Consider the following 14982-nt stretch of genomic DNA (forward strand, 5'->3'; position numbering starts at 1 on the left):
TGACGGCGCAGTGACGACAGCGCGACACGACGAAGGGCCCCGGGGCGCTGAGCGATCAGCACCCCGGGGCCCTCCTTCTGCGCGCTGCGCGCGCGACGCGTCGGGTCAGCGGCCGGCGAGCTCCTGCAGCTCGTGCAGCAGCGCGGAGACGTGCGGTTCGCGGCCGTAGTGCGCTCCGACCCACTCGCGGCACCGTTCCCCGAGGGACGGGTCGTGCACGGCTTCGTCGAGCGTGTCGAGTAGCTTCTTCGCCAGGGCGTCCGGGTCCGCCGGGTCGACGGTGAACCGCGCCCACTCACCGGACAGGATCTCCCCGGTGCCGCCCGACGCCGCCGCGACCACCGGACGTCCGGCCGACATGGCCTCGACGACGACGCGCCCGAAGCCCTCCGGCTCGATCGAGGGGGCGACGACGAGGTCAGCGGCGTGCAGCAGCGGGACGACGTCGTCCCGCTCGGGTGCCAGCAGGACGGAACCGTCGGGCAGCGCGGCGATCGCCTGGTGCACGGCGTCCGCCTCCTCTGGGTAGAGCGCGCCCGCCAGCACGAGCAACGGGAGCCGACGGACGGGGTCCGGCGCGGCGGGGACGGTGTGGGGGAGCCGGTCCGCAGCGGTCGCGAGGACGCGACCCCATGCCTCCAGGAGGGCGAGCACGCCCTTCGACCGCGAGAGGCGACCGTAGTAGAGCACCGTCGGGGTCGCGTCGTCGATGCCGAGCGCGGCACGCGCATCGTGCACCTGCGCGGCGGACGCCGCCGGGAACGCGTCGGTGTCGACGCCGTTCGGCACGATCCGGATGCTGTCGGTCGGTGCGCCGGCGTCGTGCCAGGCGCTCGCCATCGCGTTCGAGACGGCGAAGTAGCGGGTCCGGCCCCCGGCGATCGGGCCGATCCGGCTGTAGTTCGGGGCGTGGTGCAGGTGCACCGCGAGCGGGACGCCCGACATCACGGAGGCGACGCGGCCGAACGGCAGGTACTCGGGGCGGTTCAGCCAGAGGACGTCGAGGTGGGAGCGGCGGAGCCGCAGGCCCTCGCGGGCGAAGCGCCAGGCGTCGCGGAGCGCGGTGCGGACGCCGAACCGGTAGTCGGTCGCGTCCACGAGCCGCACACCCATCGCGTCGAACGGCGCCGGGCCGTCCTCGGCGCGTGGTGCGTGCGCGTTGCGGTGCCAGATCTCGACCTCGTGGCCGGCGGCGACGAGGTCCCGGGTGTCCTCGAGCACGCAGCGCTCGAGTCCTCCGGTGATCGCGAGCCCGGTCACGACGACGCCGATGCGGAGCCGCCGTGGCTCGTCGGTCGATCGTTTGCGTCTGGTCATGAGACAACACCTCCACGTGCTGCTCGGAGCCGGCGGAGGAACCACGGCAGGCACGCGATGACGCCGGCGGCGCGGACCCAGTTCCAGAGGGCGTCCTGCGGGACGAGCAGCGACGCTGCTGCGACGGCGAGCGCCGCGGCGAGGGTCAGCACGACCCGGAGGCCGGGACCCCGCCACTCGCGGCGGTCGGACAGGGCGAACTGCTGCATCGCGGCCAGGATCACGTACGCCAGGACGGTCGCGAGCGCGGCGCCGGCGATACCGAACAGCGGGACGAGCAGCAGGTTCGCCGCGATGTTGACCACGCCCGCGATCGCGGCGATCACGCCGACGGCCACGCCTCGACGTTCCACCAGGAGCAACCGTCCGGTCGCTCCGCTCGCGACCACCGGCAGTGCCGTGATCGCGACGATGAAGACCACGACGGTGAGTTCCTGCACCCGGTACGACGCGGGCGCGAGGATCGGCAGCGCGACGGGTGAGGCCAGCGTGACGGCCAGCAGCACGGGCGCGAGCATCCGGTAGAGCTCGTCGCGCGAGTGCATGGCGAGCTCGCGGCGGGCGACGGCGTCGCGGAGGGCGGCGAAGTGCGGCGCCCAGGCCTGGTTGGTGAACGTGAGCAGCAGGATGACGGCGGACCCGACGACGTAGGCGATCTGGTAGCGGGCGACCTCTTCCGGGCCGAGCAGTCGCTGCACGACGACGCGGTCGCCGGCGTTCAGGACGAAGTACGACAGGTTGCCGAGCGCGATCGGGATGCCGAGCCGGAACGCACGGGCCGTGGTCTTCCGGTCGAACAGGCCGGCGAGCCGCGGTCGGGTGGCCGCGATGCCGATGACCATGGCGACGCCCTGTGCGACGACGCCACCCCACGCGTACGTGGTGGCGTCGGCGTGCACGAGGGTGAGCAGCCCGAGGCCGATGATCGAGCCGCCGATGGACGACAGCAGGCTCGTCACCGCGAAGACCTTGATGCGGTCCTGCGCGACGAGGAGCGCGAGGGAGATCTGCACGATCGCTGCGGGCCCGGTCCAGAGCACGGCGACGAGGAGCAGCGGGTGCGCGCCGACGAACCCGGCGGCGTCGCCCCAGAGCGGGATCGTGCTGAGGGCGATGACCGTGACCACGGACGCGGTGACCATGCCGACGGCGAGGAGACCACGGGCACGGCGATCGTCGCCGTCCTCCGCGCGCTGCAGCACCGAGGCCTGGTCGATGCCGGCGACCGCCAGCACGACGAGCGCCTGGTAGAGCGCGATCGCGGAGGCGAGGACGCCGAACTCGGCCGGCGGCATGAGGTGCGCGAGCACCGGGGAGATGAGCGAGGAGACGACGAGCTGCATCGACCACACGACGACGTAGAGCAGGCCGCGGCCGAAGAGCGCGTTGGCGCCCTTGCGGACGGCGACGCTCCCGGTGTCGAGCGATTCGGGCGCCGGGGCGACGGGCTGGTCCGACAACACCTCGGACACGTCGGCTGCTTCGCGCGCCGCACGGGCCTCGCGTCGGGTCTGCGGGGGAACGGTCACGGTGCGACCACCGCTGCAGCGGACGGACGAGCAGCAGGGCGAGCAGCCGGCTGAGCGGACGGACGCGCAGCGCCCTCCCGCAGCCCGAACGCGGCGTCGACGATGTCGAGCAGGTCGGCGCTCCGGTCGGTCGAGAACTTCCGCGCGAACAGGTGTGGCAGCTCGACGTCGGGGTCGGTGCGGCGTTCCAGCACCTGCCCGGCGTCGGCGGTCGTCAGCCACGGCGGGCTCTTCCGCGCCGTGCCGTCCCACCCGATCCACCACAGTGCGTGCGGGACGTGCTCGTCGGCGAACCCGGGGGTCAGGGCCGGCGAGTTGAGGACCGAGGGGACGAAGGTCTCGTCCGCGACCCAGCTCCGGCGCCAGAACCGGACGAGGTCCGGACGCTGGTCCACCGCGTCGACGACCGCCGCCGCGTGCTGTCGGGCCAGGACCTTCATCTGCGACCCACCGGCGGGCACGACGTCGTGGGGCAGGCGACGGGGGACCGGCAGCCGGAGCATGTGCTTGCGCCATGCCCAGTGCGGGTACCGCAGCCGGGCGACGCCGCCGTTCGGACCCCACTCCGCGTACGGCAGCGGGTGCACGGCGATGAACGACTCGTGCCGGTGCGCCTCGAGGAGCGCGGTCACCTCGGTCGCGTTCGCGAGCGGGTAGTCGCTGCCGGTGAGGACGGCCACGTGCGTCGCGTCCGTCTCGGCCAGGGCGGCGCGGTAGCCGGAGACCTCGGCGGCGACGTTCTCCCACTTCGCCCAACCGGTGCGGATCCGGGGCAGCAGCCGGACACGCGCGGGCAGGCCGTCGGTCATCGCCCGGAACACGTGGTCCGGGGTCCGTGCGTCGACGTGCAGGAACACCGGGAACGGGTCGAGCGCCTCGACGAGCCGGCGCACGTGCTCTGGGTCCTCGTGGGCGAGGACGATGCACGCAGGAGCGGCGGGGGAGATGGCCATGGACGCGACGCTAACCGCGTCGTTCCGGGCCCGACAAGGCAGTCAGGAGGCTCCTGCGGGGAAGCGGCGGTTTCCCGCACCACCCCCTGCTGATCAGCGGTTCCGGCGGAACTTCGGGCAGTCGCAGAGGGCGCAGTCGGTGCCGGGACGGTAGTGCTCGTGGGCGTCCTGCACGTGTCCGCAGACGCACGTCGTGGTGTCGACCACGAGGACGGTCCGTTCGGAGGGGAGCACGGTGCCGAACTCGGTGCTGGGGCCCAGCGGCATGCGTCCTCCTCGTGCCCGGCGCGCTGCCGCCGGGTCGTCCTCACGATCCTACGGGTCCGAGCCCCTCCGGTGGCGGCAAACCGCAAGTCGGACGACCGTCGCCGCATCCGCGGGGCACCGCCGTTGACCCCGCCGGAGCGTCCCCGGAGCATCGGAGCATGACCGACCACCAGGCGACCACCACCAGCGTGCTCACGCTCACGCCCGCGATGCCCTCGCCCGACGCGCCCACCTGGGCCGGCGCCGCCTGGGTCGGGGCCGTCGACCGGCAGGAGGCGCTCGCCGCATCCGCCGTCGAGCTCGCCGGTGCCGAGGGCTTCCGCCGCGCCCGGCTGCTCGTCCGCGACGGCCGCGAGATCGCCGGATTCGTCGACGTCGCCGTCGACGCGAGCGGGGACGTGGACCCGGCCGAGCTGGGACCGGCCCTGCGCGCCCTGCGTGCCACGGGCCTCCCGGCCGCTGCCACGGGCACGCCCGTCGGGCGCGTCTCGGTCGTCATCGGCACCCGCGACCGACCGGACGCCGTCCGTCGCGTCGTGCGCTCCGTGCTCGCGTCCGAGTACTACGACTTCGAGGTCTTCGTCGTCGACAACGCACCGAGCACGTCGGCGACGCGCGACGTGGTCGCCTCGTTCGCGGATGACCGACTGCACTACGTCCTGGAGGCCCGACCCGGCGTCTCGCGCGCACGGAACGCCGGTCTCGCCCTCGCGTCCGGGGCCGTGGTCGCCTTCGTCGACGACGACGTGGTCGTCGACCGGCACTGGCTCGCGGCGCTCGCCGACGCGTACGCCCGCGACGCGGACGTCGACTGCGTCACCGGACTCGTACCGAGCGGTGAGCTGCGGACCCCCACCCAGCGGTACTTCGACGAGCGGGTGACCTGGGCGCGCAACACCGAGCGCCGGGTGTTCCGGACCTCGGCGCCGCCAGCGGACCTGCCGCTGTTCCCGTTCTCGGTCGGGGCGTTCGGCACCGGCGCGAACATGTCGCTCCGGCGGTCGGCGGCCCTCGCCCTCGGCGGCTTCGACGTCGCCCTCGGCCCCGGCACGCCGGCGCGCGCGGGGGAGGACCCCGACGTGTTCACGCGGGTGCTCTTCTCCGGGGGCGCGCTGGCCGTCGAACCGACCGCCCTCGTGTGGCACGAGCACCGGGCCGACCGGGCAGCGCTCCGCTCGCAGGCGCTCGGCTACGGCACCGGGCTCGGCGCCTGGGTCGCGAAGCTCGTGCTCCGTCCCCGCACGGCGGTGGCGGTGTTCCGCCGGGCCGTCGGTGCGCTCCGGCAGCTCGGGGCGCTCGGACAGGGCCCCGGGACCGACCAGGTGGCGACGCCGGTGGACGGCGTCGGTGCGTGGACGGCCGACGAGGAGTTCCTCGCGGCGACCGCCGGCCTCAAGCGGGTCGAGCTGACCGCGGCGCTCGGCGGTCCGTGGCGCTACGTGCTGGGGCGGCTGCGCCGCGGGTGACCCGGGGCGCGGCGCGGCGGGCGCGGCGGGCGGGCACGCGGAGCGGCACCAGTCTTGCGACAGAACACGCGCGGTACGACGCGTGTTCTGTCGCAACTCGCGTGTGCTCGCGCGACCACGAACGGACGGGAGGCCCGTGGCGGTGTCGCCACGGGCCTCCCGTCCGTCGGTGTGGGTGCGTTCACTCCCCGTGGTTGCTGCTCGCCTCCACGTCACGCCAGAACTTCCGGCTCCGGAAGTACGCCGCGGGACCGGCCGGGAAGCCGCGGAACTCGTGGTAGGCCAGGGACCGGGGGATCCGGGTCGTGGAGGCCTCGGTGATCGTCTCGGCTGCGGCGTCGCGGCGGCCGGCCAGCCGTGACACGAGCTGCTTCAGCTTGATCTTGCCGGCACGGGGCATCAGTCGAGCGAGGACCAGCGCGTGCCGACGGTCCTTCGCGATGAGCTCGCACATCAGGGCCGTGAAGCCGACGCCGTTGGAGTGCAGCTGCCCGTGCAGGCCCTCGAGCGTCTGGCGGTGCCGGTGGTGCACGACGGCGCGGGGCTCGAAGCCGATCCGTCCGCCGGCCCACAGGATGTCGATGAAGATGGCGAGGTCCTCGCCGCCGCGTGCGGGCACCCCGGCGCCGAGCACCGGGTCGAACCCACCGACGGCGTCGAAGGCCGAGCGGCGGACGGCCCAGTTCGCGCCGGCACCGTAGCCGCCGATCCCGTACACCGCGAAGTGCTTCTGCACGGTGCCGTCGGGGCTCACCGCGGTCGCCTGCGCGTGCCGCATGACCCCGGGGACGTCGTCCGGGATGATCGTCACGGGAGCGAAGGTGCGCTCGCCGCTGAAGCCGCCGTAGTACGCCTCGTACCAGATCTGCGCGGGGGTCTCGAGTTCGACGGGCAGGATCATCCCGGTCACCGCGGCCACCTCGGGCTCGCGGACGAACCGGGTGCCGATCGAGCGGAGCCACTGCGGATCCACGCGGACGTCGTCGTCGGTGAAGGCGATGACCTCGCCGTTCGCAGCGGCGACGCCGGCGTTCCGGCCGGCCGAGCATCCAGGACGGCGTTCGACGACGAGTCGCACGTTGCGGCCCTCGAGGAGTCCGGGCAGCGCGTCGATCTCCGGCAGCTTCACGCGGTTGTCGACGAGGACGACCTCGTAGCGCGGGTAGTCGAGGTGCTCGAGGAAGTCGAGGAGCTTCCCGATGTCCTCCACGCGCGTGACGATGGTGGAGACCACGATCGAGATCAGCGGCAGCTCGTGGTCGGGGACCGGCGCCTGGTCGTCGCCGGTGGTGCGCACGACCTCGTCGACGAGCGGTGCGAGGGCACGGGCGGCGTCGGCCGGGTCGGCGGTGAGCAGCACGTCGAGGGTCGTGACGGGGAAGCCGTCGCGGTAGCCGACGACGAGTGCGGAGGAACCCGACTCGTCGGCGACCAGCCGCGGCAGCGGAGCGTCGAGATCGACGCTGACGACCCGACGGGGGCCGGGCACGGTGACGGAGGAGTGCTGGGTCATGTCCCGGACGCTACGGGGAGCGCCGTCCGCCGACAACGCACGGCGGTGCTCGTGGCGGGGTTCGTGCGGGGTTCCGCAGTCGGCGCGCTCGACCACCCCCGAACACGGGTGAGCGCTCACCCAGGAAGTCTCCGGGACTTCCAAGGTCACGCTCAGGTCACGGAACCGATGCAACCGGTTGCGGAACCCCCGGGGCGGGCGTAGCTTCCTCCACCAGCAGGCAGCGTCGCCTGCTCCAGGGCAGTGTCGTCGACACCCGATCGATGCCCCCTGGTGATCTCGATGAGGAGACAACGCTGTGAAGACAACACGCGCCAGGGTGCGGTTCGCATCCGTTGCGGGGGTCGCGGTCATCGGCCTCGTGCTCACCGGCTGCTCGAGCGGCAGCTCCGCGAACGACGACGCCAAGAGCGGCCAGGACAGCCGCGGGCCGATCACCTACGTGCAGGGCAAGGACAACTCCAACGTCGTCCGCCCGCTGATCGCGAAGTGGAACAAGGCACACCCCGACGAGAAGGTCACCTTCAAGGAGCAGTCCGACCAGGCCGACCAGCAGCACGACGACCTCGTGCAGCACTTCCAGGCCAAGGACGACAACTACGACGTCGTCGACGTGGACGTCGTCTGGACGGCGGAGTTCGCCGCGAAGGGCTGGCTGACCCCGCTGACCGGCGACATGAAGCTCGACACTTCGAAGCTGCTGCCGGCCACGGTGAAGACCGCGACCTACAACGACACGCTCTACGCCGCCCCGCAGACCTCTGACGGCGCGCTGCTCTACTACCGCAAGGACCTCGTCAAGACGCCTCCGACCACGTGGAAGGAGATGATGGCCGACTGCAAGATCGCGAAGGACGCCGGCATCGGTTGCTACGCCGGGCAGTTCGCGAAGTACGAGGGGCTGACGGTCAACGCCTCCGAGGCGATCAACGGCTCCGGCGGCTCGGTCCTCAGCAAGGCCGGTGACCCGGACGTCGACACCACGGACGCCAAGGCCGGTCTGCAGAACCTCGTCGACGCGTTCAAGGACGGGAACATCCCGGCCGAGGCGATCACGTACCAGGAGGAGCAGGGCCGCACCGCGTTCGAGGCGGGCAAGCTCCTGTTCCTGCGCAACTGGCCGTACGTGTACAACCTCGCGAAGACCGACGGCTCCAGCAAGGTCAAGGACACCTTCGGCATCGCCCCGATCCCGGGTGCGGACGGCGTCGGTGCCTCGACCCTCGGCGGACACAACGCGGCGATCAGCGCCTACTCGAAGAACAAGGCCACGGCGCACGACTTCCTCGAGTTCCTGACCTCGGACGAGACGCAGAAGTTCTTCGCGACCCAGGGCTCCCTCGCCCCGGTCGTCGGTGACCTCTACACGGACACCGAGCTGACCGCGAAGCTGCCGTACCTGCCCACCCTGCTGAAGTCGATCGAGTCCGCGGAGCCCCGCCCCGTGACGCCGTTCTACCCGGCCGTGACGAAGGCGATCCAGGACAACACCTACGCGGCGCTCAAGGGATCGAAGTCGGTCGACGAAGCCATGAAGGACATGCAGGACGCCCTCAAGTCGGCGACCAGCAGTTAGCAACACGCGGCTCCCGCCGCTTGCCGGACCGGAGGCCCGTGGTGCGTCCACCACGGGCCCCCAGTCCGCCCACACTTGCGTTCCGACACCCCCGGCAAGGAGGCCGACACGTGTCAGCAGCAACCGAGATCCCCGCAGCCATCCCGGACCCGAAGGGGATGGAGCCGAAGCAACCCCGCCGCAAGGGCGGCCTGAACGCCGAGCACGGCCGGTGGGCCGTGTACCTCATCGGCCCGACGATCGTCCTGCTCGCGATCGTCATCGGCTACCCGGTGGTCAGCGCGATCATCCAGTCGTTCCAGCTCGACCAGGGACTCGACAAGGCCACCGGACTCTTCGTCCAGGGCGGCTTCGCCGGGCTCTCCAACTACGTGCACTGGATCGGCCAGCGGTGCGGCGACGTCGCGTGCCCGCCCGGCAGCCTCGGCTCCCAGTTCTGGGTGGCCTTCGGCAACACGTTCTTCTTCACGATCGTGACCGTCGTCCTCGAGACCGTCATCGGGCTCTGGATGGCCATCATCATGAACCGCGACTTCAAGGGCCGCGCGCTCGTCCGTGCCGCGATCCTCGTGCCGTGGGCCATCCCGACCGCCGTCACCGCGAAGCTCTGGTACTTCATCTTCGACGCGAACGGCGTGCTCAACCACGTCATCGGCCACCAGGTCCTCTGGTTCTCCGACGAGTGGGCGTCGCGGTTCGCGATCGTCATCGCCGACACCTGGAAGACGACGCCGTTCATGGCGCTGCTGATCCTCGCGGGGCTGCAGCTCATCCCGGAGGACGTGTACGAGGCCGGCAAGATGGACGGCGCGTCGACGTTCCAGCGCTTCGTCCTCATCACGCTGCCGCTCGTCCGACCCGCCCTGATGGTCGCCGTCCTGTTCCGTGTGCTCGACGCGCTGCGCATCTACGACCTCATCGCGATCATGACCGGTGGCGGCGGTGGTTCCGGCAACGCCACCGTCTCGCTCTCGGTGCTGGTGGTCGACCAGATCCGGCAGGGCTTCAACGCCGCGTCCGCCCTGTCCACCATCACGTTCCTCATCGTCTTCATCGTCGCGTTCGTCTTCGTCCGGTTCCTCGGCGCGAACGTCGTGCAGACCCAGGCAGCACAGCAGAAGGGTGAACTCAAGTGACCCTCGCAGCAGACCGACCCCGCTCCTCGGCGGCCGCACGCGACCGCGCGATCGACCGTTCCGACGTCCGTGTCAAGCGGCACATGGGGCCGAAGATCCGCACGATCATCCAGGCCGCCGTCATCACCATCTGGTGCCTCCTGCCCTTCTACTGGATGGTGGTGACGAGCTTCCGCGACGTCGGGTACACGTTCGACCCGACGCCGTGGTTCACGCACGTGACGCTCGACAACTACGCGACCGCGTTCTCCACCGCACTCGGCAACCACCTCGGACGGGCGCTGCTGAACAGCGTCTTCATCGGGATCGCGGTGACGGTCATCGCCCTGCTGGTCGGCACCTCGGCGGCCTACGCGCTCGCCCGGCTCGAGTTCGGCGGCAAGTCGCTCATCGCCGGTGCGATCCTCGCCGCGTCGATGTTCCCCGGCGTCGCGCTCATCTCCCCGCTGTTCCAGCTGTTCACGGACATCGGGTGGATGGGCACCTACCAGGCGCTCATCCTGCCGAGCATCTCGTTCGTGCTGCCGCTGACCGTGTACACGCTCGCCTCGTTCTTCCGGGAGATGCCCTGGGACCTCGAGGAAGCGGCGCGCATCGACGGGTGCACCCGCGTGCAGGCGTTCCGGCGGATCATCCTGCCGCTCGCCGCCCCCGCGGTGTTCACGACGGCGATCCTGGCGTTCATCTCCAGCTGGAACGAGTACCTGATCTCCTCGCAGCTCTCGAGCGACGCCACGCAGCCCGTCACGGTCGCCATCGCGTCCTTCGCCGGGTCGCAGCCGCACCAGGAGCCCTACACGGCGGTGATGGCCGCGGGGACGATCGTCACGATCCCGCTCGTGATCCTCGTGCTGATCTTCCAACGTCGCATCGTGGCCGGCCTCACCGCCGGTGGCGTGAAGGGGTGACGACGATGGCACAGCGCGCGCCCGCCCGGCCCACCGCACGCATCGAGGAAGCGATCGGCTTCGTCGGCTGCTTCGGCGTCCTGTTCCTCGGCGTCACGATCTTCTCCGAGGTCACCGGTCGCCCGGCGCTCGGCTGGGCCCTGACCCTGCTCGTCTGCGTGCTCGGCGTCGTCGCCCTCGACCGCTGGCGGGTGGCGGTCCTCCGCCGCCACGGCGACGGGACGGCCGCCGACGGCATCGGTGGCGTGCCGGCCGTCGCGCCCGTCCGGACCACCGCGGCCGACGACACCCGTCGGCGGCCCCGGCCGGCGGCGGACGGCCGCGTGCACCAGCACGCCGGGTGGGACGAGCTCGCCCCGGCCGGACGACGCCAGGTGCGCGACGCGCGGCGGCGTGCTGCCGCGACCGGTGGCGGTGGAGCCGACCACCCGGCGGGCGTGACGCACGGCACGGACGGCTGACGGGCCTCCCGGGTCGCACCGATGGGCATCCAGGAGATCGCGACCGTCACGGGCCTGTCGAAGTCCACGGTGTCGCGGGCGCTCCGCGGCATGTCGAACGTCGCGGACACGACCATCGACGAGGTCCAACGGGTCGCCGACGAACTCGGGTACGTGCCGAGCTCGGCGGCGGCCGGCCTCGCCACCGGGCGCCAACGGGCCGTCGGCGTGGTCGTGCCGGTCATCGACCGCTGGTTCTACGTCAAGGCGCTCGGCGGCGTCGACGCTGAACTGCGCCGAGCGGGCTACGACCTCGTCCTCTACAACCTGGGCGGTCCCGGCGGTGATCGTGACCGGGCCTTCCGGCGCTCCATGCTGCGGCACCGGGTCGACGCCCTCGTGCTGCTGTCCCTCGTGCTCGACGAGACCGAGCGCGCCGAGCTCGAGCTCAGCCAGCACCCGATGATCGTCATCGGGGGACCCGCGCCGGGCCTGCGGAACGTCGGCGTCGACGACGGCGCCGTGGCCCGGATCGCCGTCGACCACCTGTGCGGCCTCGGCCACCGGTCCGTCGCGTACGTCGGCGGGCAGGACGAGGCGGGGATGAACGTGGCCGTCCCGCACCTCCGACGGGACGGCTTCGTGGACGCCATGCGCGCCGCGGGGCACGCGGTGCCGGAGCGGTGGCTGCTCGACGGACGGTTCTCGTTCGCGGGTGGGGTCGCGGCCGGGACGGTGCTGTTCGGCGGCCGCGGCGGAGCCGGCGGTGGAGGTGCCGCCGCTGACCGGCCGACGGCCGTGCTCTGCGCGTCGGACGAGATGGCGCTCGGGGTGCTCGTCGCCGCGCGCCGAGCCGGGCTCTCGGTCCCGCAGGACGTCTCCGTCATCGGGATCGACGGGCACGAGTACGGCGCCACCGTCGGACTGACGACCGTCGCGCAGGACCCGGAGGCGCAGGGGCGGACGGCAGCTCGCGCAGTGCTCGCCGAGGTCGACGGCGCCGCGGCCTCGGTGCTCCCGGCCGCGCCGGCGCACCTCGTCGTCCGGGAGACCACGGGCCCGCCGCCGCCCGGCGCGTAGGGTCGGGCGCATGGAGGTCACGAAGCTCGAGCACGCCTGCCAGATCGTGTCGGACGGAGACGCCCGGCTGGTCCTCGACCCGGGGAACTTCACCCGCCCGGTCGACGCCACCGGCGTCGTCGCCGTGGTGATCACCCACGAGCACCCCGACCACGTCACGCCAGAGCAGGTCCGTCGGATCCTCGAGGCGAACCCCCGTGCCGTCGTCATCGGGCCGGAGGGGGTGCGGGCGGCGCTCGCCGGATCCGGCGTCGACGTGGACGTCGTGACCGACGGGGACCACCGCACCGTCGGCCCGTTCGAGCTCGCCTTCCACGGCACGCGACACCAGCTGATCCACTCGTCCGTGCCGATCGTCGACAACACCGGCGTCCTGGTGAACGGCAAGCTCTTCCACCCCGGTGACTCGTACACCGACCCCGGAGTCCCGGTCGAGGTCCTCGCCGCACCCGTCGGAGCGCCGTGGCTCAAGGTCGCCGAGATGATGGACTACGTCGCGGCGATCGCTCCGGCCCGGGCGTACCCGATCCACGAGGCCACGCTGTCCGAGGTCGGCTACGGCATGCACACCGGGCGGCTCCGCGAGGCCGTCGAGCCCTGGGGGTCGCTCGTGGTCCTGGCGCCGGGGGAGTCCATGACGATCTGAAACGCGCCGGGCCGCGCCGTGGTCGCTTCGTGAGCAGGAATGGTCGGGTGGGCCCGACCGACGCGACCATTCCTGCTCACGAAGTGCGGCCCTGGACGTGCGCGCGGTCGGACGGGAGGCCCGTGGCGGGCCCGCCACGGGCCTCCCGTCCGATGGGCGGTCGCGTCCATGACCGCGCGACCGATGCGTCCGCATGTTGCGACAGAACGCTCGTCGTTCGACCGGTGTTCCGTCGGAATCTGCACGTGCAACGAACGCCGTATGCCCGCTCCGGCATGGCGGCACACCCGGGCGACACGCCTCGTTTTGGCGCGGTGCGCGGCTTGTGCAATACTTGTCGAGTTGTCGGAACGGCCCCATCGTATAGCGGCCTAGTACGCTGCCCTCTCACGGCGGTAACGCGGGTTCGAATCCCGCTGGGGTCACCACAGGTGACATGCTCCGAGTCCGACAACAGCCGCGGCCCCATCGTATAGCGGCCTAGTACGCTGCCCTCTCACGGCGGTAACGCGGGTTCGAATCCCGCTGGGGTCACAAGCACGCAACACCAGCACCACCACGAAAGCCCTCCGGTCCGCCGGGGGGCTTTCCTCGTGTGCCAGGCTTGCTCCGTGCCCGACGAACGACCACCGCACCTCCGCTGGCGCCTCCTCGGCCTCGTCGCGGTCGGTGGCGCGATCGGGACGGCCGCCCGTGCGCTCCTCGCCGAGGCGTTCCCCGCCCACGACGGCATCAGCTGGGTCATCCTCGTGATCAACGTCGTCGGGGCGTTCTGTCTCGGCCTCCTGCTCGACGCGCTCGCACGCCGTGGCCCGGACGTCGGGCGTCGTCGCACGATCCGCCTCCTCGTCGGCACGGGTGTGCTCGGCGGATTCACGACCTACAGCACCCTCGCCGACGACACCGCGCAGCTGCTCGACACCGGACGGTGGGGTGCGGGCAGCGGGTACGCCCTGCTCACCGTGGTGCTCGGGCTGCTCGCCGTCGCCGCCGGGGTCTGGGTGGCCTCGGTCACGAAGCCCCGGGAGGAGAACCGGTGAACCCCCTCGAACTGCTCCTCGTCGCCGTCGGCGGGGGAGTCGGCGCCGCACTCCGCTTCCTGCTCGACGGCCTCGTGAAGGCACGCGTCGCCCGGTCGCGACTCCGCGCCTTCCCGCTCGGCACCCTGGTCATCAACGTCTCCGGATCGTTCGTGCTGGGGCTCCTCACGGGGCTCGGGCAGGCGGGGACGATCCCGCTCCCGGCGGTCGCGGTGCTCGGGACGGGCATGATGGGTGGGTACACGACGTTCTCGACGGCGAGCGTCGAGACCGTACAGCTCCTCCGATCCGGCAAGTCCCGGCTCGCCGTCCTGAACGGCCTCGGGATGCTCGTCGTCTCGGTCGGCGCAGCTGCGCTCGGCCTCTGGATCGGAAGGAACCCATGACCTCGGAACGCCCCGGCGAACTCGTCCTCGTCCGCCACGGAGAGACGGAGTGGTCGAAGAGCGGTCAGCACACCGGCCGCACCGACATCCCCCTCACCGACAACGGCATCGAGCAGGCGAAGCGCGCCGGCCGGTACCTCGCCGACCGTTCGTTCGCGTTGGCGCTGTCGAGCCCGCTGCAGCGTGCCCGCGACACGGCGCACCTGATCGGCGTCGACCCGGAGCTCGACGAGGACCTGTACGAGTGGGACTACGGCGCGTACGAGGGGCTCACCACCCCGCAGATCAAGGTGTTGCGGCACGGGCCGTGGGACCTCTGGACCGACGGGGTGCCAGCCGGTGACACGCCCGGTGAGAACGCCGCCGAGGTCCGTGTCCGGGTCGAGCGGATCCTGAACCGCGCCCGTCCGGTGCTCGCCGAGGGGCAGGACGCCGTGTTCATCGCCCACGGCCACGTGCTGCGGGCCCTCGGCGCCGCGTGGATCCGGCTCGCGCCGCAGGACGGTGCCGTGCTGAAGCTCGGGACCGCGTCGGTCAGCATCCTCGGCTACGAGCACGGCCGCCCCGTCATCGACGCCTGGAACATCCAGCCGCGCGACTGACGTGCCGGCGGCGGGTCCGTGGGTGCGGTCTGCGAGAGCGACAGTTCCGCGCCACCTCAGCTGGTCAGTCCCGCGAGAGCGACAGAGTTGTGCGAACAGTTCGCGGAGATCTGTCGCTTTCGC

15 protein-coding genes and 2 tRNA genes are annotated in these 14982 nt (G+C 71.9%); 12 read left to right on the forward strand and 5 right to left on the reverse strand.

The genetic code is table 11. The features are described 5' to 3' along the window. Positions 1 to 105: 105 nt before the first annotated feature. The 4 genes from EDF19_RS16705 to EDF19_RS19255 all read right to left on the reverse strand — a co-directional run bounded on the left by EDF19_RS16705 (position 106) and on the right by EDF19_RS19255 (position 4066). Positions 106 to 1317, reverse strand: coding sequence for a glycosyltransferase family 4 protein (locus EDF19_RS16705; protein ID WP_123682004.1), 1212 nt, complete (start codon positions 1315 to 1317; stop codon positions 106 to 108). Next, entirely contained in the window at positions 1314 to 2846 is a 1533-nt protein-coding gene (locus EDF19_RS16710) for a lipopolysaccharide biosynthesis protein (protein WP_123682005.1), read from the reverse strand. Before EDF19_RS16710 ends, EDF19_RS16705 begins: the two co-directional genes overlap by 4 nt. Beyond that, a complete protein-coding gene (locus tag EDF19_RS16715; protein WP_123682006.1) occupies positions 2843 to 3799 on the reverse strand; it encodes a beta-1,6-N-acetylglucosaminyltransferase in 957 nt (318 codons plus the stop codon). Before EDF19_RS16715 ends, EDF19_RS16710 begins: the two co-directional genes overlap by 4 nt. A gap of 93 nt (positions 3800 to 3892) precedes the next feature. Beyond that, complete coding sequence (locus tag EDF19_RS19255; protein ID WP_185022917.1) at positions 3893 to 4066, reverse strand: hypothetical protein; 174 nt, start codon at positions 4064 to 4066, stop codon at positions 3893 to 3895. A gap of 158 nt (positions 4067 to 4224) precedes the next feature. Here EDF19_RS19255 and EDF19_RS16720 point away from each other — a divergent pair, with 158 nt between their 5' ends. Further along, positions 4225 to 5532, forward strand: a complete 1308-nt coding sequence (locus EDF19_RS16720; protein WP_123682007.1) for a glycosyltransferase family 2 protein — start codon at positions 4225 to 4227, stop codon at positions 5530 to 5532. Positions 5533 to 5713: 181 nt separating this feature from the next. Here EDF19_RS16720 and EDF19_RS16725 read toward each other — a convergent pair whose 3' ends face one another. Next, positions 5714 to 7045 carry a glycosyltransferase gene (locus EDF19_RS16725; RefSeq protein WP_185022918.1) on the reverse strand — a complete coding sequence of 444 codons (1332 nt, stop codon included), beginning with the start codon at positions 7043 to 7045 and terminating at the stop codon, positions 5714 to 5716. Positions 7046 to 7343: 298 nt separating this feature from the next. Between EDF19_RS16725 and EDF19_RS16730 the strand changes: the two genes are divergently transcribed. From EDF19_RS16730 to EDF19_RS16780, 11 genes are all read left to right on the forward strand, one after another. Then, entirely contained in the window at positions 7344 to 8621 is a 1278-nt protein-coding gene (locus EDF19_RS16730) for an ABC transporter substrate-binding protein (protein ID WP_123682008.1), read from the forward strand. 158 nt (positions 8622 to 8779) lie between these two features. Beyond that, a complete protein-coding gene (locus EDF19_RS16735) occupies positions 8780 to 9757 on the forward strand; it encodes a carbohydrate ABC transporter permease (RefSeq protein ID WP_123682175.1) in 978 nt (325 codons plus the stop codon). Between the two features lie 83 nt (positions 9758 to 9840). Further along, complete coding sequence (locus EDF19_RS16740) at positions 9841 to 10665, forward strand: carbohydrate ABC transporter permease (RefSeq protein ID WP_260217276.1); 825 nt, start codon at positions 9841 to 9843, stop codon at positions 10663 to 10665. Positions 10666 to 10670: 5 nt separating this feature from the next. Continuing rightward, positions 10671 to 11126 carry a hypothetical protein gene (locus EDF19_RS16745; RefSeq protein WP_148071138.1) on the forward strand — a complete coding sequence of 152 codons (456 nt, stop codon included), beginning with the start codon at positions 10671 to 10673 and terminating at the stop codon, positions 11124 to 11126. 21 nt (positions 11127 to 11147) lie between these two features. Next, complete coding sequence (locus EDF19_RS16750) at positions 11148 to 12185, forward strand: LacI family DNA-binding transcriptional regulator (RefSeq protein WP_123682011.1); 1038 nt, start codon at positions 11148 to 11150, stop codon at positions 12183 to 12185. 10 nt (positions 12186 to 12195) lie between these two features. Next, the gene (locus EDF19_RS16755) at positions 12196 to 12831 is read left to right on the forward strand and encodes an MBL fold metallo-hydrolase (protein WP_123682012.1); all 636 of its coding nucleotides are present in this window, start codon (positions 12196 to 12198) and stop codon (positions 12829 to 12831) included. Positions 12832 to 13183: 352 nt separating this feature from the next. After that, positions 13184 to 13259 (forward strand) — tRNA-Glu (locus EDF19_RS16760). A gap of 33 nt (positions 13260 to 13292) precedes the next feature. Then, positions 13293 to 13365: transfer RNA gene (locus EDF19_RS16765), tRNA-Glu, on the forward strand. Between the two features lie 77 nt (positions 13366 to 13442). After that, complete coding sequence (locus tag EDF19_RS16770) at positions 13443 to 13871, forward strand: CrcB family protein (RefSeq protein WP_123682013.1); 429 nt, start codon at positions 13443 to 13445, stop codon at positions 13869 to 13871. After that, entirely contained in the window at positions 13868 to 14257 is a 390-nt protein-coding gene (gene crcB, locus EDF19_RS16775) for a fluoride efflux transporter CrcB (RefSeq protein ID WP_123682014.1), read from the forward strand. Before EDF19_RS16770 ends, crcB begins: the two co-directional genes overlap by 4 nt. Continuing rightward, positions 14254 to 14859 carry a histidine phosphatase family protein gene (locus EDF19_RS16780; RefSeq protein WP_123682015.1) on the forward strand — a complete coding sequence of 202 codons (606 nt, stop codon included), beginning with the start codon at positions 14254 to 14256 and terminating at the stop codon, positions 14857 to 14859. Before crcB ends, EDF19_RS16780 begins: the two co-directional genes overlap by 4 nt. Positions 14860 to 14982 lie beyond the last annotated feature (123 nt).

The organism is Curtobacterium sp. PhB115 (genome assembly GCF_003752025.1).
Lineage (GTDB): Bacteria > Actinomycetota > Actinomycetes > Actinomycetales > Microbacteriaceae > Curtobacterium.